Origin of the sequence: Aliterella atlantica CENA595, from assembly GCF_000952155.1 — a bacterium.
In the GTDB taxonomy this organism is placed as follows: Bacteria; Cyanobacteriota; Cyanobacteriia; order Cyanobacteriales; family Chroococcidiopsidaceae; genus Aliterella; species Aliterella atlantica.
The window spans coordinates 28,301-46,935 of the sequence record NZ_JYON01000016.1; the positions used below are offsets into that span (position 1 = coordinate 28,301).

Annotated in this window: 27 protein-coding genes and 1 pseudogene; 15 read left to right on the top strand and 13 right to left on the bottom strand. The window is 43.5% G+C overall.

Annotated elements, in window-relative coordinates:
* Positions 1-158 precede the first annotated feature (158 nt).
* The 3 genes from UH38_RS15110 (at position 159) to UH38_RS25445 (ending at position 1,347) form a co-directional block, all read left to right on the top strand.
* Positions 159-731, top strand: a complete 573-nt coding sequence (locus tag UH38_RS15110; protein ID WP_045055505.1) for a PadR family transcriptional regulator — start codon at positions 159-161, stop codon at positions 729-731.
* Positions 732-781: 50 nt separating this feature from the next.
* On the top strand, positions 782-979 hold the full coding sequence (locus UH38_RS15115; protein WP_045055506.1) for a hypothetical protein: 198 nt from the start codon (positions 782-784) through the stop codon (positions 977-979).
* 83 nt (positions 980-1,062) lie between these two features.
* Positions 1,063-1,347, top strand: coding sequence for a peptidase (locus UH38_RS25445; RefSeq protein WP_072044929.1), 285 nt, complete (start codon positions 1,063-1,065; stop codon positions 1,345-1,347).
* Positions 1,348-1,622: 275 nt separating this feature from the next.
* Here the strand turns inward: UH38_RS25445 and UH38_RS15120 are convergent, their stop codons facing one another.
* Both UH38_RS15120 and UH38_RS15125 read right to left on the bottom strand, forming a co-directional pair.
* Complete coding sequence (locus UH38_RS15120) at positions 1,623-2,123, bottom strand: PNPOx family protein (RefSeq protein ID WP_045055507.1); 501 nt, start codon at positions 2,121-2,123, stop codon at positions 1,623-1,625.
* A 122-nt stretch (positions 2,124-2,245) separates the two neighbouring features.
* Positions 2,246-3,778: a UbiD family decarboxylase gene (locus tag UH38_RS15125; protein ID WP_045055508.1), complete on the bottom strand. Its 1,533-nt coding sequence runs from the start codon at positions 3,776-3,778 to the stop codon at positions 2,246-2,248.
* A 560-nt stretch (positions 3,779-4,338) separates the two neighbouring features.
* Here UH38_RS15125 and UH38_RS15130 point away from each other — a divergent pair.
* Positions 4,339-4,518, top strand: coding sequence for a chlorophyll a/b-binding protein (locus UH38_RS15130; protein ID WP_045055509.1), 180 nt, complete (start codon positions 4,339-4,341; stop codon positions 4,516-4,518).
* Here the strand turns inward: UH38_RS15130 and UH38_RS26810 are convergent.
* From UH38_RS26810 to UH38_RS15145, 3 genes are all read right to left on the bottom strand, one after another.
* Positions 4,511-4,675, bottom strand: a complete 165-nt coding sequence (locus tag UH38_RS26810; RefSeq protein WP_160295973.1) for a hypothetical protein — start codon at positions 4,673-4,675, stop codon at positions 4,511-4,513. The genes UH38_RS15130 and UH38_RS26810 overlap by 8 nt on opposite strands.
* A gap of 44 nt (positions 4,676-4,719) precedes the next feature.
* A complete protein-coding gene (rpoD, locus tag UH38_RS15135; RefSeq protein ID WP_045055510.1) occupies positions 4,720-5,883 on the bottom strand; it encodes an RNA polymerase sigma factor RpoD in 1,164 nt (387 codons plus the stop codon).
* An 818-nt stretch (positions 5,884-6,701) separates the two neighbouring features.
* Positions 6,702-7,391: a polysaccharide deacetylase family protein gene (locus UH38_RS15145; protein WP_045055580.1), complete on the bottom strand. Its 690-nt coding sequence runs from the start codon at positions 7,389-7,391 to the stop codon at positions 6,702-6,704.
* Positions 7,392-7,446: 55 nt separating this feature from the next.
* Between UH38_RS15145 and UH38_RS15150 the strand changes: the two genes are divergently transcribed.
* Complete coding sequence (locus UH38_RS15150) at positions 7,447-7,971, top strand: hypothetical protein (RefSeq protein ID WP_045055512.1); 525 nt, start codon at positions 7,447-7,449, stop codon at positions 7,969-7,971.
* On the opposite strand, the gene UH38_RS15155 is transcribed toward UH38_RS15150, so the two are convergent.
* A complete protein-coding gene (locus UH38_RS15155; RefSeq protein WP_144405697.1) occupies positions 7,968-8,738 on the bottom strand; it encodes a hypothetical protein in 771 nt (256 codons plus the stop codon). The two genes, UH38_RS15150 and UH38_RS15155, sit on opposite strands and share 4 nt — an antisense overlap.
* Positions 8,739-8,888: 150 nt before the next feature.
* Here UH38_RS15155 and UH38_RS15160 point away from each other — a divergent pair, with 150 nt between their 5' ends.
* Positions 8,889-9,782 (top strand): alpha/beta fold hydrolase, encoded by an 894-nt coding sequence (locus UH38_RS15160; RefSeq protein ID WP_045055514.1) that lies wholly within the window; start codon positions 8,889-8,891, stop codon positions 9,780-9,782.
* 89 nt (positions 9,783-9,871) lie between these two features.
* Here UH38_RS15160 and UH38_RS15165 read toward each other — a convergent pair whose 3' ends face one another.
* A complete protein-coding gene (locus UH38_RS15165) occupies positions 9,872-10,414 on the bottom strand; it encodes a DUF4330 domain-containing protein (protein WP_045055515.1) in 543 nt (180 codons plus the stop codon).
* A gap of 265 nt (positions 10,415-10,679) precedes the next feature.
* On the opposite strand from UH38_RS15165, the gene UH38_RS15170 reads away from it, so the two are divergent.
* Positions 10,680-11,522, top strand: coding sequence for a M48 family metallopeptidase (locus tag UH38_RS15170; protein WP_045055516.1), 843 nt, complete (start codon positions 10,680-10,682; stop codon positions 11,520-11,522).
* Between the two features lie 102 nt (positions 11,523-11,624).
* On the opposite strand, the gene UH38_RS15175 is transcribed toward UH38_RS15170, so the two are convergent.
* A complete protein-coding gene (locus UH38_RS15175) occupies positions 11,625-12,365 on the bottom strand; it encodes a metallophosphoesterase family protein (protein ID WP_045055517.1) in 741 nt (246 codons plus the stop codon).
* A gap of 157 nt (positions 12,366-12,522) precedes the next feature.
* Between UH38_RS15175 and miaE the strand changes: the two genes are divergently transcribed.
* Together miaE and UH38_RS15185 are read left to right on the top strand one after the other, a co-directional pair.
* Complete coding sequence (gene miaE, locus UH38_RS15180; RefSeq protein ID WP_045055518.1) at positions 12,523-13,122, top strand: tRNA-(ms[2]io[6]A)-hydroxylase; 600 nt, start codon at positions 12,523-12,525, stop codon at positions 13,120-13,122.
* Positions 13,123-13,243: 121 nt separating this feature from the next.
* Complete coding sequence (locus UH38_RS15185; RefSeq protein WP_235355282.1) at positions 13,244-13,738, top strand: GNAT family N-acetyltransferase; 495 nt, start codon at positions 13,244-13,246, stop codon at positions 13,736-13,738.
* Here the strand turns inward: UH38_RS15185 and UH38_RS15190 are convergent.
* Genes UH38_RS15190 through ndhC form a run of 3 tightly spaced genes read right to left on the bottom strand, consistent with a single transcriptional unit; the run spans position 13,721 to position 15,334 of the window.
* A complete protein-coding gene (locus UH38_RS15190) occupies positions 13,721-14,203 on the bottom strand; it encodes an NAD(P)H-quinone oxidoreductase subunit J (protein WP_407640455.1) in 483 nt (160 codons plus the stop codon). The genes UH38_RS15185 and UH38_RS15190 overlap by 18 nt on opposite strands.
* A 52-nt stretch (positions 14,204-14,255) precedes the next feature.
* Positions 14,256-14,981, bottom strand: a complete 726-nt coding sequence (locus UH38_RS15195; protein WP_045055520.1) for an NADH dehydrogenase subunit K — start codon at positions 14,979-14,981, stop codon at positions 14,256-14,258.
* Complete coding sequence (gene ndhC / locus UH38_RS15200; protein WP_045055521.1) at positions 14,972-15,334, bottom strand: photosynthetic/respiratory NAD(P)H-quinone oxidoreductase subunit C; 363 nt, start codon at positions 15,332-15,334, stop codon at positions 14,972-14,974. Before ndhC ends, UH38_RS15195 begins: the two co-directional genes overlap by 10 nt.
* A gap of 291 nt (positions 15,335-15,625) precedes the next feature.
* Here ndhC and UH38_RS15205 point away from each other — a divergent pair, with 291 nt between their 5' ends.
* The 6 genes from UH38_RS15205 (at position 15,626) to UH38_RS25450 (ending at position 17,979) form a co-directional block, all read left to right on the top strand.
* Positions 15,626-15,961 (top strand): rubredoxin, encoded by a 336-nt coding sequence (locus UH38_RS15205; protein WP_045055522.1) that lies wholly within the window; start codon positions 15,626-15,628, stop codon positions 15,959-15,961.
* A gap of 118 nt (positions 15,962-16,079) precedes the next feature.
* Positions 16,080-17,084 carry a photosynthesis system II assembly factor Ycf48 gene (locus UH38_RS15210; protein WP_045055523.1) on the top strand — a complete coding sequence of 335 codons (1,005 nt, stop codon included), beginning with the start codon at positions 16,080-16,082 and terminating at the stop codon, positions 17,082-17,084.
* Positions 17,085-17,278: 194 nt separating this feature from the next.
* The gene (gene psbE, locus UH38_RS15215; protein ID WP_045055524.1) at positions 17,279-17,527 is read left to right on the top strand and encodes a cytochrome b559 subunit alpha; all 249 of its coding nucleotides are present in this window, start codon (positions 17,279-17,281) and stop codon (positions 17,525-17,527) included.
* A gap of 9 nt (positions 17,528-17,536) precedes the next feature.
* Positions 17,537-17,671 carry a cytochrome b559 subunit beta gene (gene psbF, locus UH38_RS15220; protein WP_045055525.1) on the top strand — a complete coding sequence of 45 codons (135 nt, stop codon included), beginning with the start codon at positions 17,537-17,539 and terminating at the stop codon, positions 17,669-17,671.
* A gap of 9 nt (positions 17,672-17,680) precedes the next feature.
* The gene (locus UH38_RS15225; protein ID WP_045055526.1) at positions 17,681-17,803 is read left to right on the top strand and encodes a photosystem II reaction center protein L; all 123 of its coding nucleotides are present in this window, start codon (positions 17,681-17,683) and stop codon (positions 17,801-17,803) included.
* Positions 17,804-17,859: 56 nt separating this feature from the next.
* On the top strand, positions 17,860-17,979 hold the full coding sequence (locus UH38_RS25450; protein ID WP_072044930.1) for a photosystem II reaction center protein J: 120 nt from the start codon (positions 17,860-17,862) through the stop codon (positions 17,977-17,979).
* Between the two features lie 84 nt (positions 17,980-18,063).
* Here UH38_RS25450 and psaI read toward each other — a convergent pair whose 3' ends face one another.
* Complete coding sequence (psaI, locus tag UH38_RS15230; protein ID WP_045055527.1) at positions 18,064-18,186, bottom strand: photosystem I reaction center subunit VIII; 123 nt, start codon at positions 18,184-18,186, stop codon at positions 18,064-18,066.
* A gap of 198 nt (positions 18,187-18,384) precedes the next feature.
* A pseudogene (locus UH38_RS15235) lies at positions 18,385-18,585 on the bottom strand (flagellar motor protein); the annotation flags it as partial.
* Positions 18,586-18,635: the final 50 nt, after the last annotated feature.

Genomic DNA, 18,635 nt, shown 5'->3' on the forward strand with positions numbered 1-18,635 from the left:
GCTTTGTAATCTACTTCTACTGTATGCCTGTTGTTATATAGGCGATCGACAACTGAGTAAGGATTTAGAATTTGTTGTTGTCAAATCCGATATATCGCGATATATAAAAAATAAGCGATATATCGCGATACGTCAAAGAAAATTACAAGGAGCTAAGTATGTTCAGACGATTTCATTCAGGTATTCCCCAACCAGCGTGGGCAGGAGAAGGACCTGACAATAAATTCTTCATGAGTGGGCGACATGGACGCAGAGATTCGTTTGGTGGTGATTGGGGAGATGAGCCTCGCACCCGTCGCGGTGACATCAAATTCATTTTGCTTGGGCTTCTATCTGAGCGCCCTCAGCATGGTTATGAATCGATCAAAGAGCTAGAAGCCCGTCGGGGTGGCTTTCGCCGTCTCAGTCCAGGCTCCGTCTATCCAACGCTGCAAATGCTAGAAGAAGGCGGTTATTTGACCAGTGAGGAAGTTGAGGGAAAGCGCGTTTACACGATTACAGACAGTGGCAGACAATTCTTGAGCGATCGGCAATCTGGTTCAAGAAAAGCTTACGACAGTTTTACAGAAAGTAAGCCTTCTGAATTAATCGAATTGCGGCGGACTCTAACTGACGTGAATGATGCAGTCACACAAGTTGCTCGAAGTGGCAATCCAGAGCGAGCCAATCGAGTTCGCGATCTGCTTGCTCAGGTAAAGCGTGAGATTTACAAGCTGCTTGCAGAAGAGTAAGCGGGTCAGATGTAATAAATTGCTTAACTTGTGGTGCTGTCTGCCGGATTGTGGGTAAAGATGCTGAAGGTTTACCCAAGCTGCAAGCCTTTCAAAATACTGACGCACAGAAGAAGATCGAACAATTGAAGAATTCTTTGCACCATCTTCAGGAAACTCTTCGCACCGAACGGGCGACTGCAAAAGCCAAGATGCTCGATCTAAAAGCCCAACTCTCAAATTTGCAAAAATCTATTGGCGTGGATTGAGGCAAGTTGAAATATAGTTGGCTTAACTCTAAAAAAACCTGATAACAAAGGCATTGGTAACTCGAAGTTCTGAGGAAATGAATGTGAACCGTTTGTTTCGTAAATACCACCGACAGCTAGCAATCGTCTGTGCGTTGCCACTACTTCTGACTGTCATCACCGGAATGCTTTTTCCCATAGCTAAAGGATTTCATCAGCGTCAACTTGCAGGCTTTCTCATCCATCTCCATACACTAAAAACTATTGGATTAGACAGTTTCTTTCCCATTATTAATGGTATTGGGCTGTTAGGGTTGCTCGTTACTGGCATTTACATGACCAGTCTCTTTCGAGAACGACGATTTCCCTCAAATCCACACGATCTTTAAGGAACGCCTATAGAGGGGAAAGTTTTAGAACTGCCTACTAGAATACGATCGCATCGTCTGCCAAAATGCGATCGTAGTTAGAACAAGACCGATATTTCCTTACCCGATGCAAGCACAGTATAGCAGTCAGGGTAGCATTGACGATGCCCAATTAAACCCCAAACGAGCGCATTGATTGGAGCGAAAATGACTTCTTTCAGCCTAAATGATACCAGTTTCTATCCTTCTGTTAACTAGGTTCATTCCCCACTCGGAGCGAATTAATCCGCAGAAATTCAGAGCGAGCGTAATGCAGCAATTTGCTTGTTCCACCGTTCAAATACAGCTTGCGGTTCGTGCAGCGAGAAGGTTTCTCCAGACTCGACATCCGCATAAGCAGAGACGAGATGGCGAATACTTTTAATCTGAGCCTCGAAGAAGGTGAGGGGAACGCCTTCGACCTCTTTATGAATGGGTTGCGATCGCAGGCGCATCTCGCATACACCCTTGTCAAAGGGAATAACCATTGTTACTCTTCCATCTCGCAGCAAGTTTGCAGTAGTGCTAGATCTTGGAGAGATCGCGAATCGAATTTTAGCATTGGGCAGAGCCAGAACTTCACCTACACTCAAGAGCGATGCGTGCGCCCAACCCTCTTCGTTCACCGTCGAGAGGCGAATTGCATTCATCGGTTTAGATGGAAGGTTGTTGCCATCTAAAAAGGAGGCGATCGCCTTGGGAAGCTCCTTCGGGTCGATCGGCTTAGGGGGAATATAAACTTGGTTCGCTTCGTTCATCTTCAGTTTCGTTTTTCGTTGATTTGTGGATCGTGGCGATTCCTTCGAGATGCGCGTCACGCGCCGATCGCGCCAGTAATACCTGTGATGCTTTGGGGCATCTTTTTGAAATTCTCAGAGAATCACTGCTCGTCGAATAGTTCTGGGGCAAAAGGTCGCGGGTCTAATTCTCGGAATTGGGCGCGTTTGAAATGCTCTTTTAGCGCGAACGGGACGGTGCAGTCGAAGATCGTCTTGCACGTACTTCCCTTTGCATGAATTGCTGGGCTGTATTCTGGAATCTGCGATGGATCGAGAACGTGTCCGGTGATGCCCGGTACGACGATCGTGCCTGTATCCCCTTGATAGCGGGTTTGCATTGCCCACAGAACATCATCGCTATCAAACAGATCGACATCCTCATCAACGAGGATGATGTTTTTTACTTCGCGATAGACCGCGAGCGCAATCAGTGCCGCCTGCCGTGCTGTCCCGTCATCGCCTGCGACTCGCTTTTCGATCTGCAAGATTGCCAGGAACTTCCCACCGCCCGAACTGTGAGAGTAGACGTTCTGTAGCAAACCTGGTAATGCAAGTTCTACTGCGTTGTAGATACTCGCCTCGGTCGGAATTCCCGCTAAGTTGACGTGCTCCTCACCAGGTCCAACCAGGGTTTGTAGGATAGCGTTGTGCCGCATCGTCACGGCAGTCACTTTGATTACTGGTAGGGATGGATTGGCGGGTCCGGTGTAACCAGGAAACTCCGGCATCGCGTAACCCGTGTGTGTGTTCTGATCCTCAGCTACCCGCACATTGGGTAGAACTTCGCCTTCGATGACAATCTCGGCACGAGCGATCGCTTTCTGCTTGACCGTCACGCAATCCACAAGCTCAACAGGCTTACCACGTAGACCCCCTGCGACACAAAGTTCATCGAAGCCGAAAGGCGTGGTTGGTGCTTCAAAACACGCGCCAATATGAATGGCTGGGTCAAGTCCCATGTCGATCGAGATCGGCAAAGGTTTGCCAGCCGCTTCCGCTTTTTGTCGATAAGCATCAATGTGTCGTCCCGGTGCGAAGAAGATCGAAAGTTCATCTCGACTCTGCACGCAAAGCCGATGAATGGTGACATCAGTATTGGACTCCTCATCTGGATCGCTTCCGAGAACAAGACCCATGCAGAAGTAAGGTCTGGCATCCTCTTCGGTGTTCGTCGGTGCTGGAAGGAGTTTACGCAAATCAAAATTTGGATCGTCTGCCCGATGGACCTCTTCCTGACAGGGCGCATCTTTCTCATCGATGGTGACGGGAGGAATGATTGTCTTGACGGCTTTGCCCATCTGCATTCCCAGTTCGCGGGTGGGCGCACCTAATAGTAAGCTCACTCGTTCGCGGCTCGCCATCATCCCAACTAGCACGCGAGAGTTTGGGTAGCCCTTCACCTTATTGAATGTCATCGCTGGACCGATTCGAGTGGGTCGCATCACGGTTCCACCAGCCCCAATATATCGATACACTCCAGCAAGTTCAGCAATCGGATCGACTGGGCGATCCGTTTCAATGTATTGCCCTTTGAAGTTCTTGAGGTGTTCGATCGCAGAGCGCAAATCGTTGATGTTCGGAACATTCCATCCAAGCGGATGCTCCGCTTTGGCTTGCTCAATATCGCTCGACATGAAAACTCTCTTTATTGCGAATTGAAATCAAAACTTGGGCAGATTCTCTTATATTTACTGAATCTAACCAACAAGGAAATAAAGCAGGTTTTACTCAAGTTGTCATCTTCACTAAATCGCCATCGCCCGTTCGCTGCTTCTAACTGAAGTGATACTTTCTCCATTTAAAGCTCTAACCTTAGGCATAGTTGTCTTCAAATTCTCAGTCTACTCTTAGTTAGAGCTAATGGTTGATTAAGTCTAGAATCCCTTGATTATAGAATATTTTCTGTGACTTCCAAACAAGCGCTTCATCAGCCGTCATATTGCACAAATTGGACAGATGATAGTAAGAGCAACCACATCAATAGCTGGTGGATTGCCTATACGCTCGAAGGCATCTGGGACTGGATCTTTAAACAGCACAAATGAGCCGTTTTTGCAAAAATGGTTAGCTGTGTCACAAAAACTTTACTCTGGGTTTCCAGCCAAACCCATATTCAACCCTAAGATATAGCAATTTTTACCCAGGTGCGTTACATTATTTAATATATAAAGCTATATAACTTAACAAATTAACCATGCAAGACACAACTAAAGTCACAACCCCAGTAATGGACGATCGCAATGCTTGGCGTTATGGGTTTACTCCCCAAGCAGAAATTTGGAACGGTCGTTTGGCAATGATTGGTTTTTTAGCTGCTGCATTGATTGAATTGTTCTCCGGTCAAGGATTTTTGCACTTCTGGGGAATTATGTAACCAGTGACCAGTTAAAGCCGATTGCAAGATTGCTTTCTCTTGGTAGCTGGATGCGATCGCTGCTCGAACGAGTTGTTAACACCATTAACAGACAAGGGATATAGACCTGGAAACCATCAAAATCTTCCAGGTCTTTTTTTGCGCGAAAAAAGCCCATAGGTATTCCTATCGGCTTTAAGCAGATATTTATTCGCTACCAATTTAGCGGATGTATTCTTTTAAAACGCTATTGCGGTTAGGATGGCGCAGTTTGCGTAAAGCCTTAGCTTCAATTTGGCGGATGCGTTCGCGGGTGACGTTAAATATTTGCCCAATTTCTTCTAGAGTCTTCATGCGACCGTCATCTAAGCCGTAGCGCAGCCTCAGTACATCGCGTTCGCGGGGGCTAAGACTATCTAAAACTTTTTCTAGGTCTTCGCGCAAGAGATTTTTAGAAACTTGGTCTTCTGGTGTCTCGCCATCAGACTCAATAAAATCGCCCAGGCGAGAATCTTCTTCTTTACCAATGGGCGTTTCTAGGGATATAGGTAATTGAGCAGATTTAGCAATAAATCGCAGCTTCTCGATCGTCATCTCCATGCGGGTAGCAATTTCTTCTTCTGTAGGCTTGCGTCCCATTTCTTGAGAAAGCAGCTTAGTTGTCTTTTTAATGCGAGAAATTGTTTCGTAAAGGTGGACGGGTAAACGAATTGTCCTTGACTGATCGGCGATCGCTCTGGTAATTGCTTGACGAATCCACCATGTAGCGTAGGTAGAGAACTTGTAACCTTTTTCGTGATCGAACTTTTCTGCTGCCCGAATTAAGCCTAAACTGCCTTCCTGAATCAAGTCTTGAAACGATAAACCCCGATTCATGTACTTTTTGGCAATAGAAACTACTAATCGTAGGTTCGATTGCACCATTTTGTCTTTCGCCCGTCGCCCGATATGCAAACGATAGCGGAACGATGATAGCGGTAGCTTGACAGCTTCAGCCCATTCGCTGTCATGAGGATCGCGATCTAATTGATCGCACAATTTCTCGCGCACGCGCTCCATTTCTAATAATTCAGCAATTTTCCGAGCTAGTTCAATTTCTTCGTCTGCCCGTAGTAGACGAATTCTTCCTATTTCCTGCAAATACAGCCGAATTGAGTCTTCTGTGTAGTGCTTCTTTTTGGTTTGCGCCCGACGACGAGATTTGACGACTTTACCAGATTTAGCCTCGTCCCCATCAGGTTGAGATTCTAAATATTCATCTTGTTCGTCACCATCTAAACCAATTGAGTATTCTTCTTCAATTAAAAGTTCAAAATTACTTTCAGGCTGATGAATTTCGAGTTCAGGCTGATGAGTGGTTTCGAGTACGTTGTTAGCCTGGTTCATGCCGCGTTCCTCATGCTCCTTGATTCAACTATCAATCGATCGACATTTATTTCGCACTCTTATTAAGTAAGCCAAGAGCAAACTATAAAAGAGTTTTGATTGTTTGGACGGTCAATGACAAGACAAACAAATAAGGCAATAGATATGTTTAATTGCTACGCGCCTATTAATTTTCTTGCCTAAAATAAAACTTTATCCCTAGATAAAAGCTAGCACTTAACAGCAGCACTGTGTCTTGCTGTTAATAAATGGAGTTCCATAGACCCCTCCGATTGTAGCCTGTTTCACAGAAATTGCCTGCATTTAATGTTCTAATCTCAAAATCCCTAAGTTTGATATGTTAAATCCGATCTCTTCGGGATCGAAGGCAGATTTGCAGGAGGAAAACCTAAATAGTCCAAAAGTTTTTGCTCTCTAGGCATTGTTGTTTTTATTCTAAATGCGATCGCTAACCTTGCTACTAACTTTCCGGTTTTTCTTTGGAAAATAAACAGCAAGCATTGGTGACTAAAAAAAGGGGCTTCATGCACTAATTTCGATCTTTCCTAGATTAATTCAGATTTTACTGGTTTGCCAACAATTAGACTTAAAAGCCATAGATTCTTGACTACAACCTGTAAAATAAGCTAGTTCAACTTTTCTTGCCTAAAAATAGCTAGTAACTAGACAGGAGATTTAAGCACCTTTAGGTAGATTAACTTAAGTTGCAACTTGTAGTCTTAGTCTAAGTTAACCGAAGAGTTGTAAAAATTTCAACCCTATTGCACTTGACAAATAACAATTTTTTCTAAAGCTACAGCTAAGATAACTAAAATTTTCTAAATAGGGGAAATTTTCTGACCGTGTCCGTACCATAAAGCATCAATAGTCACGAATTCATAACCGCGTTGCAGCAACAGGGGAATGAGGATTTTTGCCGTTTGGGCTACATCTTGACCGCCGCAAGCTCCATCATGCAAAACTATTGTCGAACCATTTTGTACTTGTTCTAACACGCGCTGAACTACAAGTTTAATTCCTGGTCTTACCCAATCTTCGGGGACAACACTCCACATTACAGACCGATATTGCCACTGATTTAGCAAATCTAGGGTTTGGGGTGTAAATAAGCCATTAGGCGGTCGTACGTCGCGTACAGACGTAGGATGCACGCCACAAGCTTGAGAGATAGCTTGCTGGGTAGATTCTAGACTTAACTTTAGTTCTGGTGGGGATAGAAGAGGAAAGGAGCGATGATCGTAGCCGTGAAGCCCGATCCAGTGTCCGCGATCGCTTACTGTTTTAGCGGTAGCTGGGGCGCGATTGACACAAGCACCCAACCAAAAAAAACTAGCTGGTATAGAGTAATAATCTAAAACTTTGAGCAGTTGGGGAGTATAAACTGGATGGGGACCATCATCAAAAGTTAGGGCAACTGCTTTAGTATGGGGATTACCAGACCACAGGCAATTGGGGAATGTTGGTTGTAAAATCCGGTAAAGGAGAGGAAAAAACGGAGCCAACTGCATTTTGATATGTTTATAAATATTCAGTGCGATCGCATCTAACTTTAGCAATTTTTCAATGAGTGAGACTGCCAAATTTAAAGTAGGGTCAATAGTGGTTAGTGGATTATGCGCGATCGCTCTTGCTAGTTGTTCTACCGTAACTACTACTGAGTATGAAGCAACAGCCCGAACTACTTATACATGGCAAGTTGAATATGCAACTAATCCTAGTAAAGATGGCTTAACTAGATTTGAAACTTTCGCGTCTGCATCTTTACTCAACCGTAACGGTATCAAGCCTGCAAACGCTGTTAAAGGTCCTGACGAACGAGGTTTGTGGTGGGGGGCTTTACCGCCAAGACCAAGTGTAGATGAAATCGAACAACGCCAAAAATTTGTCGAAAAACCTAGCACTCCACAGTTAATTAAATCTGTAGACTACCAAATAAGTTATCAAGCAGGCGACGGGAAAAGAACTTTGCCAACCAACTATCAAGCCTATCGCCAAGTTGTCAAAGCCTATTCGCAAAAATTACCCCTGCAGCTAACTTTAGGAGTAAATGACAATACTGTAGAAAAAGCTGAAGTTAAAATTAATTAAGCTTCAACTTTTTGCTTGGTAGCAACTTTAGGACGCTTTAGAGCAGGCAATTTATCTAAAGGCTGCTGTTCTGCTGGTGCTAAAACTTGGAGACTATCAAAAGCTGCTTCTCTAATTACTGATTCTTGTTCTCTAATCAGAAGTAATTGCAAGTATTCGGCAACTGCACTAGGGCTATAAACTTCTTGGCGGGTACGCTTAATCGCGCGCGGTAGTCGTCTCACGGCAATTAAACGCTTCAATGAGTCTGTACTGCTAAGGTCTTTTAATAATTGCTCTAACTGGCTTTCTTGATGGTTAGCTTGCCAACCAAGGATTTGCCACACCAACAAAATTAGCACTGTTAAAGTGCCTAAGCCTTGTAAAATTGCTCCCGCAGCTATCCAGTGACTATCTGCATCTAGCCAGATTGAAGCTGACATATAAGTGCTAACTGTCGCCACGCCGCCGCTAATAGCTGCTAAAGTAAATTGGCGATGGGGAGTATTAAGCGAATTACGCATATCTGCTACTAGCGCGTTCCAGTCCCATTCGTGCATCACGTACACTACAGACATCACGATCGCACCTATTGCTGTAGCTAGTAACAACTTCCAATTCCAAATCAGCATTGCTATAGTCAAAGCTGCGATCCCAAGCCATCCGCCTGGTCCTTGAAAGCGTTGCAAAACCTGGGACTTAAGCTTAATATTCTGCCCTTTTTGCTGCGGCAAGCTCTCAATAATTGTAGTGTTGATATACTGCTGCCACCAAGACCTTGATGCCACGATAATTACCTACTGAATGCGAAACTACACTATTACTAAATTTTTTTAAATTTTACCCAATCATCGGCATATATTTCTTTTAGTTGAATCCTGCCGCTACTAAAATCGCTAATTATAGAACCAAGAGTCAATAATCTGTGAGGTGTATTAATGTTTCAGCCGCTCGGATTTGAGCAAAATTCTGTCACCACCTCGTTAGGCAGAATGGTATATTATACTGCGGCGAGTCAGCCTTGGATAAGCGATCGCCCTGCAGATTTAGAAACCTTAGTATTTTTACACGGCTTTGGCGGCGGTTCGTCTGCTTATGAGTGGTCGAAGGTTTATCCAGCTTTTGCTAGCGAATATCGAATTATCGCACCCGATTTAATTGGCTGGGGTCGTTCCGCCCATCCCGAACGCAATTACCAAATTGAAGATTATTTGACAACTATTGGCGAATTTTTGACACAAACTTGCAATGGTGCAGTTACAGTTATCGCTTCATCTCTAACTGCGGCTTTTACAATTAGGTTAGCAGGCGATCGCCCTGAGTTATTTAAGTCGCTAATTGTCACCACACCCGCAGGACTCTCAGATTTTGGCGAAGATTACTCGCGAAGCTTCTTTGCTCAAATAATTAGTACGCCAATTCTCGACCGCTTGCTTTACAGTGCTGGTGTTGCTACCAGTAACGGCATTCGCAGCTTTCTAGAACAGCGCCAATTTGCCCAGCCCAACCGTATTTATCCAGAAATTGTCGAAGCTTACTTAGAATCGGCAAAACAACCAAATGCTGAATACGCCGCTTTAGCTTTTGTGCGCGGCGATTTGTGTTTCGATTTAGCTGCTTACATTCCCAAGCTAACTACTCCCACAGCAATTATTTGGGGGCAAAAGTCTCAGTTTACAGGTCCAGAAATTGGTCGGCGCTTTGCTAGCATGAATCCCCAAGCTATTAAAGTATTTCAACAGCTAGAGGATGTAGGACTAACACCCCAATTAGAACTTCCAGCCGTAACTATTGGCTTAATTAGGCAATTTTTGCCGTTACTGACTAGATAATTCGTAATTCGTAATTCGTAATTTATGGTTTCAAGCCAAGCTCGCGCCCTGACTTTAGTCATGGGGTAACAAGGCGCTTTCTTCGCGCCTTAAGCTCGTTTATCGTTTTCGACGCGGACATCAATCACTGTGGCATTGAAATTGTAGTTAAACCCTTCTAATTCAATTGGGTTGCCAATTTTGAGTTTGCTATTACCCACAACAGGTCCATCTGGTCTAATCGTTGCTTTGCCACCTAAAGTTAACAGAATATCTGTACTAAATTGGTTTGGTCTTGGATCTGTAAATTCTTTAAGAGTTCCATCTGGTTGAGGTACTAGCATAGTTCTAGGTAACTGCTGGACTGATTTGATGTCTAAGCTACCGTGAGGTTGATTGCGGATAATAACGTTGGTTTTGCCACCTTTTTTAAAGCCGTTGTCAAATAACTGTTCGGGGTCGCGGACATTTAAACCGCGCACGATTAAATCAACCTCTACAGGTTTGACAACATTATTGACCTGAGCAACAGAACCAGAAGTCCCAGGATAGAAGAAAATGCCAATCAAGACAAGTAATATTACTAAAGCAGCGCCCAAATCGAGTAAGTTTATTTTCCCGAACAAACGACCTTGAGAATCCAAAATAGCCATGAGAATTTTGAAATAGCAGCAATTAAAAGGTAGGGGGTAAGGGGCATTTTGGCAAGAGGCAAAATTCTCTGTGTACTACCTTTGGTAGTCTGTATCTGTGCCAAAAGGCGATCGCCTCACGTTTGCTTACTTTAGCTAAATCTGCGGGTGTAGGAGCAGGTAAGGGAAAATCAAGGTAAAGATGCAACATCTAACGTCCAAAATTCGTCACGATTTCAGTGGCGACTATTTTTACTCTGACGATTTCAATTAAAATCTTGTTGTTATGGCAAAATTTTCCGTTCGTTTGCGCCGTTCGCGCCGTTTGTTTTATCCTTTAATCTCGGTAGTAGTAGCGCTGGGGATTACGGCAAATTCGCTGTTGCCAGTACAAGCACTTCCTGTATTGGATTTGTTCCGTCAAGGGGTACAGATATTTCAACTATCGAATGTTTCCGATAAACAAGAAGTTGAACTTGGCAAACAAATTAATCAACAGCTAGTTAGCAGTGAAGTCAAACTTTACCGCAATCGGGATGTAAATAACTATGTCAATGAAATTGGTCAGCGTCTAGCCAGAACTAGCGATCGCCCTAATCTGCCTTTTACTTTCCAAGTGGTAGACGATAAGGCTGTTAATGCTTTTGCGACAGCAGGCGGTTACGTTTACGTCAACACAGGCTTGATTGAAGAAGCAGACAACGAAGCTGAACTCGCTAGCGTTATGGCTCACGAAATCGGTCATATTACTGGCAAGCATTTGGTAGAACAGATGCGCCGCACAGCGATCGCTCAAGGAGTTTCTCAAGTTGCTGGTTTAGATCGCAATGCTGCTGTGCAAATTGGTGTAGAGTTGGCACTGCGCCGCCCGCGCAGCCGTCAGGCAGAGTTACAAGCAGACCGCAGCGGACTGAGAAATTTGGGACGTGCTGGTTACGCCCAATCGGCAATGATTTCGTTTATGAAAAAGCTTTTAGGCTCTGGTTCGCCGCCTGAGATATTAAGCACTCACCCAGCAACTAGCAATCGGATTGCGGCGCTGCAAAGCCAGATTGACCCGAAACGGGCAAATGTAGGTATGGGTCTAGATCGCAATGCTTATCAGGCACAAATTCGCCCTCTTAGCTAAATTTTTGGTATGGCAGTAGGTTAAAGGGCGATCGCCCTTTAACCTTTTTCATGGGCTGACGTATCGTTTTTTATATGCTTTTGAGCTTAACTGAATAAATAATTAACGACGTTTAATTTTAGTAGGTTCAATAGCTGTAACTGCTGATTCTAGATTTACAATTCGCGCCTTTTGCTGCTGAATGTTGAATTGATACACTTGGTTATTTGTCAGATCCAAGCCTGTCAACCAGCCGCTTTTAGGATGATACGCTCCTGTATCTATATCAATCCACCCTTGTCCTTGAGCAAGCTTGCCAGGGGTTACGCCTGGTAAGGTAAAAGTGATGGTATGACCGATAATTATCACTTTATCGCTGAAATAAGGCTTTTCCATGCTGTGAAATTCATCGCGCACCCAGCAAAGTTGATCGGAAGTTTGCTCTGCAAAAGGTATGCGCGGATCTATGCCTGCATGGACTAGCCAATAGTCTCCTAAATCTAAGTAAGTAGGTAAATTTTGCATCCATTCCAAATGTTCTTGAGGAATGGTGGAATCTGGATAACTAGAAATTGTAGCGTAGCCACCGCTATACAACCAAGATTGCTGAACGTGGGCTGCCATTGCGCCGCCACCAATTACATCTAGTAGCATCTGCTCGTGATTGCCTAAAATACAGGGGTACGCATTTTTTTGGACAAAATCTACCACTTGACAGCTTTGCGGTCCTCGGTCGATCAGATCGCCGATAAAATAAACTTCATCATCGCCGCCAGGGGCGATCGCTTCTAATAATCCCATTAAGCCGTTATAGTGACCGTGAACATCCCCAATCACAATGCGACGATGGCTCCTATCCCTCATTACCAATAAATCCTTATTGTTTAAAATTACTGAAATACCTCTTCTACTACAGCCTATTTAGGCTTTGTCTTTAAATAGCTCAAGCATCTCTACTTTCAATTGTAGTTCTGACTTAATAATTTGATACAAAATTTTTAATTGCCAAAAACCCATAAATATGCTTAGTTCCTCCACAGCAAGAATTGATGTATTAAAACAACCGACAAGACAAGATTGGGTAGAGCAGGCGATCGCAAATATGGACGTTATCTTGCTAGATCATTCCCATTGCGAGCGCAAAGCCGCAGGTGTTGCCTTAAATTTAATGTTTCGTTACCCCTCTAACACTGCATTAGTCCGCAAACTAACAGCGATCGCCCGTGAAGAACTCGAACACTTCGAGCAGGTAAATCAATGGCTCGAACGCCTGGGTATTCCTCTAGGGTTTCTCTCTTCACCTCCCTACGGCGCAGGCTTAAAAGCTCAAATTCGCCACCAAGAGCCAAATCGCTTATTAGATTCTTTGCTAGTTTCTGGTTTAATTGAAGCACGCAGTCACGAGCGGTTAGGATTATTAGCCGAATATTGTTCTCTGCCAGAATTAGCCCAATTTTATCGCGGCTTAATGGTATCTGAGGCACGTCACTACGGTATATATTGGCTGCTAGCCGAAACCTATTTTGACAGTAAAGTTGTCAGTCAACGTCGAGAAGAATTAGCAATTGTCGAAAGCGATTTATTGTCAGCATTACATCCCGAACCAAGGATACATAGTTAGCAGCAAACGCCACCCCATTCAGGAAAATAATGTAGAGACGTAGCAGTGCTACATCTAAAAATCGCCACCACCGCCACGTCTAAAAACCGCCAATCAATAGAACAAGAGAATTATTGCCGAAATGTTACCCGCAATTAAGGCTAAATATCAAGATTTTGTAATTCGGGATTGGCAAAAGCGCGATCGCACTGAATCCGCCAGCGTAATTTCTACTGTACTTGCAGAATACGGTTTGGCTTGGGAACCTACTGGTGCAGATGAAGATGTATTAGAAGTAGAAAAATATTATTTGACTGCTGGGGGTGAATTTTGGGTCATTGAGCAGCAAAATCGCATTGTTGGTACGGGCGCTTATTACCCAATTAAACGCGGCAGGAATGCTGTAGAGATTCGGAAAATGTACCTTTTGCCAGCAGTAAGAGGCATGGGATTGGGCAAGTATTTACTGCAACAACTTGAAAGCGCGATCGCCCTGCAAGGATATCAGCAAATTTGGATTGAAACCGCTAGCGTTTTGGCTGAGGCAGTCAAACTCTATGAAACTAGCGGTTATCAACCAGCAACAGGAGTAGAAACGGCAAGATGCGATCGCGTTTATCTAAAAAGCATCTTGTAATTCGTAGAAGTCAGGCGAGATATAATCTTTTCTCAAGGGCCAACCTACCCAATCTTCAGGCATCAAGATTCGCTTCAAATTTGGGTGTCCTTCATAGATGATGCCGTACATATCAAACGATTCTCGCTCTTGAAAGTCGGCAGTTTTCCAAATCCAATACACCGATGGCACTCTAGGATCTTCTCGCGGTAAGAATACTTTTACTCTTACTTCTTCTGGGCGATCGGCGTTATCGCTGACTTTAATTAAGTGATAGACGCTGACCAAATCTTGCCCTGGTCCTAAATCGTAACCACATTGGAATTGAAGGTAGTTAAAGCCATAAGCATACAAAGCTGTAGCTATAGGTAACAAAACTTGGCGATCGACTTTGATGATTTCTGTACCCCTGCGATCTGGGGCGATCGCTTCGTTTGCAAAGCCATTGTCTGTCAACCACTTAGAAACCTTACCAGCTTCAACTATCTGCGATTCTGCGGTCGGTGTTGACTCTGGTTTTTGTTCGGGTGAAGATGCTTCAGTCACGCTTAATCGGCTCCTTTTCGGTTGCTTGCAATGCTGGGGCGATAGGCATTCCCATTGCTTCGCTCAACTCTTTGGGGGCAGAGGTACGAGTTTCTGACTGCAAGTATTTTCCAGTCAAAACTGACTCTGCTGCTTTCATGTTGTGCGTAGTGCTGTAGTAGCGATGAGTTTGAGCAATTTGACCGCGCTCTTGAATTGAATCATTGCTAATTTTTTTCCGCAATTTGATAATCGCGTCAATAATTGCTTCAGGACGAGGCGGGCAACCAGGCAAATATACGTCTACAGGAATTAGCTTGTCTACGCCTCTAACAGCCGTAGGCGAATCGACGCTAAACATCCCCCCAGTAATCGTGCAAGCTCCCATCGCAATTACATATTTGGGATCTGGCATTTGTTCGTAAAGACGCACCAATTGGGGAGCCATCTTCATCGTAATTGTGCCAGCAGTAATGATTAGATCGGCTTGGCGGGGGCTAGAACGAGGAATTAGCCCAAATCGGTCAAAATCAAACCTAGAACCGATTAAAGCCGCAAATTCGATAAAGCAACAAGCCGTACCAAATAGCAAGGGCCACAAACTAGAAAGTTTAGACCAGTTGTAGAGGTCATCAACAGTTGTAAGGATGACGTTTTCTGAGAGATCTTGAGTAACTGTAGGTCGCTCAATGGGGTTGATAATTCGCTCTTGTGAGTTTAGGTTAGAATTTACGACCATTCCAAAGCTCCTTTACGCCATGCGTAGACTAGGGCAATAACAAGAATTGCAATAAAAATCAGGGCTTCAACAAATGCCAGTAGTCCGAGGCGATGGAAGGCGACAGCCCAAGGATAAAGGAACACTGTTTCCACGTCGAAGATGACGAAAACCAGTGCAAACATATAGTAACGGATGTTGAACTGAATCCAAGCGCCGCCAATGGGTTCCATCCCAGATTCATAGGTAGTGCGTCGTTCTGGGCTACGACCACTAGGGCGGAGAAGTTTAGAAGCTGAAAGCGCTAAGGCAGGGACTAGGCTACAAACTATGATGAAGCCTAGTAAATATTCATAACCACTGAGGACAAACACTTATAACTACCGCTCTTACTTGTAAATACTTTTGTTACTTACTTTTACAGTATATCGATTTGCTTGTCACCACAGTTTTATTTAGCTTGATTTGATTAGACTTTGGTATCTATAGATAGTTTCGATAGGAGAGATTGGAGATAAGGAGAGGGGGAGAGATGGGAAAATTAGCTTACTTGTCCTCCTTGTCTACTTGGTTTCTTTCACTTAATAGATATTGGGGAAAGCGATCGCGTGTGTCATAATTTGTAACAGATATTTTAAGATTGCCATCCAACCTACTTTACTGTCATGAGCGAACCAGCCGTTGAAACCGAAGAGCTAGACCGCTATGAATGTCGTGCCTGTGGCTACATTTACGAACCAGAACGGGGCGATAGCAAGCACCCTGTTGCCCCAGGAACGCCGTTTGCCCAATTACCGTCTTCTTGGCGGTGTCCAGTTTGTGGGGTCAGAACTTCTCAATTTGAGAATATTGGTCCGCAAGGCAAAGCATCGGGCTTTCAAGAAAATCTTGGCTATGGCTTAGGAGTCAATAAATTAACGCCGACGCAAAAGAATTTATTGATCTTTGGTGGGTTAGCAATCGGCTTTATATTTTTCCTCAGCTTGTACGGGTTGCAATAGCTATCTTTTACGTGGTAAGTAGAGCTAGAACTCTTTATACCTGCGGTAATGTTGGGCTGGAATTATTAGTTACCGTAAATGGCGATCGCTTTTTCTTCAGTAAATTTGACACACAATAATGCATTCACTTTTCAAACTTTGGCAACGAGTTGTCGTTCTCTTCGCGGTTGTCGTACTTTGTTTTGGTTGTAGTACCGTAGCTTCCTTGGATAAAAATCCTTGGCAAGTTATTAATCTGCCTTCTGAAGCTAATTTCCAAGACATCAATTTTACCGATGACGGACAACACGGTTGGCTAGTAGGGAGCAAATCAACGATCTTAGAAACTAAGGATGGCGGTAGTTCTTGGCAGCCTTTAGCTTTAGAGTTGGACGACCAAAAGTATCTGTTTTCGTCTGTAAGTTTTAACGGACAAGAAGGCTGGATTACTGGCGAACCTTCAATTTTGCTGCATACTGACGATGGTGGTAAGTCTTGGGAGCAAATTCCTCTCAGTGCTAAGTTACCTGGAAAGCCTAACACAATTACGGCTTTAGGTCCCAATTCAGCCGAGATGACTACTGATGTAGGCGCTATCTATCGCACCCAAGACGGCGGCAAAAATTGGAAAGCAATGGTGCAAGAAGCTGTAGGAGTATTGCGAAATATTGCGCGTTCTCCAGATGGTAAATATTTGGCAGTTTCGGCTAAGGGTAATTTCTACTCTACTTGGGAACCTGGACAGGAAGCTTGGCAAGGTCACAACCGCAATAGTTCTCGGCGCGTGCAGAACATGGGTTTTGGTAAAGATGGGCGCTTGTGGATGCTTGCACGCGGCGGTCAAGTCCAATTTACACAGCCAAATAGTTTAGAGGAATGGGATGAAGCGCAGTATCCCGAACTTTCTACTAGCTGGGGACTAATTGACATGGCTTACCGCACGCCAGAGGAAATCTGGGTAGCTGGCGGTAGCGGTAATCTACTTTGTAGTTTTGATGGCGGTAAAACTTGGCAAAAAGACCGAGAAATAGAAAACGTACCGTCGAATTTATACAAAATTGTGTTTGCCAATCCCGATCGCGGATTTATTATCGGTCAGCGGGGAGTATTGCTGAAATATCAACCTAACACCCAAGCAGCTTAAAATTTACTGCCATCTTAGCTACAGGTATCGATCCCTAATAATTAGCAGGATGGCAAGAATTGTAAATTTTGATGTAAGTTTCATAGGATAATAACCTTATGTCAAGCTTGAGAGCCATTAGCTTTTAATTGAGTTGGTTTGCTTTATCATTTAATTAGAAGCTGGTAAATATTTGTTGAAAAAGAGGAATCTAAATGTCAGGAACCACCGGAGAGCGTCCGTTTTCGGACATTATTACTAGCGTACGTTACTGGGTAATTCACAGTATCACTATTCCCGCATTGTTTATTGCCGGATGGTTATTCGTGCAAACTGGTCTAGCTTATGATGCTTTTGGTACGCCCAGACCAAATGAGTATTATCCGCAAGATCGTCAAGAATTGCCAATTGTGAGCGATCGCTACGCAGCTAAGAAACAAATTGACCAATTTATCGGAAAATAATTTGAAATCATGACCAGTAATAACGTCAATCAGCCAATTCAATATCCAATTTTTACAGTCCGCTGGCTTGCAGTTCACACTCTTGCTGTACCAACAGTATTTTTCTTGGGTGCGATCGCGGCGATGCAATTTATTCAACGATAGGAGAAATTCATGCCAGAGAGATTACGCAATCCTAATAATCAACCTGTTGAGTTGAACCGCACTTCGCTGTTTTTAGGTTTGTTGCTTGTTTTCGTGCTAGGAATCTTGTTTTCTAGTTATTTCTTTAACTAACCAAGACAAGAATTTGTTAATTTAAATTTGCTGTTGTGAAGGGAGGATTAATAACTGTGAACGCAAGTGGAAGAATTCCGTTGTGGGTAATAGCCACCGTTGCTGGCTTAGGTGTAATTGTTGTAGTAGGTACATTTTTCTACGGTTCTTACACTCATTTAGGTTCGTCTTTGTAAGTAGATTTTCTTGCCATTGTGCAATAACTTGAACTAAAAAACCGCTTGTCTTAAAAAGACAAGCGGTTTCGCGTCTAAATTGAGTTAAATTCCTGATGGATCTTCGCGTTCAATATATAGGAAGAAAAACACTACAGCTACAGCAGGAAAAACTAAGCCAGTCAAGGGAACTAGCAACGATGGTAAGTAGGAAGCTGAAAATAACATGAGTTAAGTTTCCTTTGCTAACAAAGCAATTGTTGACATTGACTTTACTGCAAATTGCCATCAATTGAGCAATTTATCAAGATTTTTAACAAAGCAGCAACTAATCTTCCTATTCTCAAATATTAATCTATCTAAAAGTAGAAGCAGTAAATTTAATATTGTAAAAGTAATTTAGGGCTACATGAGAATTTTTAAAACTTATTTTACCGTTATTGGCTTCCCAGGACGAGTAAAGCGAATTTCAATTCTTCTCCTCGTTGCATCTGGATCGCGATTAACTGATGCAAAATCCCCATTGGGTAATATTAATTGTGCAGCAGAATAAGAACGAAATTTTAGCCCTTTCATCTGCCCTTTTTTAGTTTGGATTTCGCGTAGCAATCTTACAACTGCTAATGCCTATACAAATAGTGCGATTAATACCTTGATACTGTCGTTCTGTTGATGAT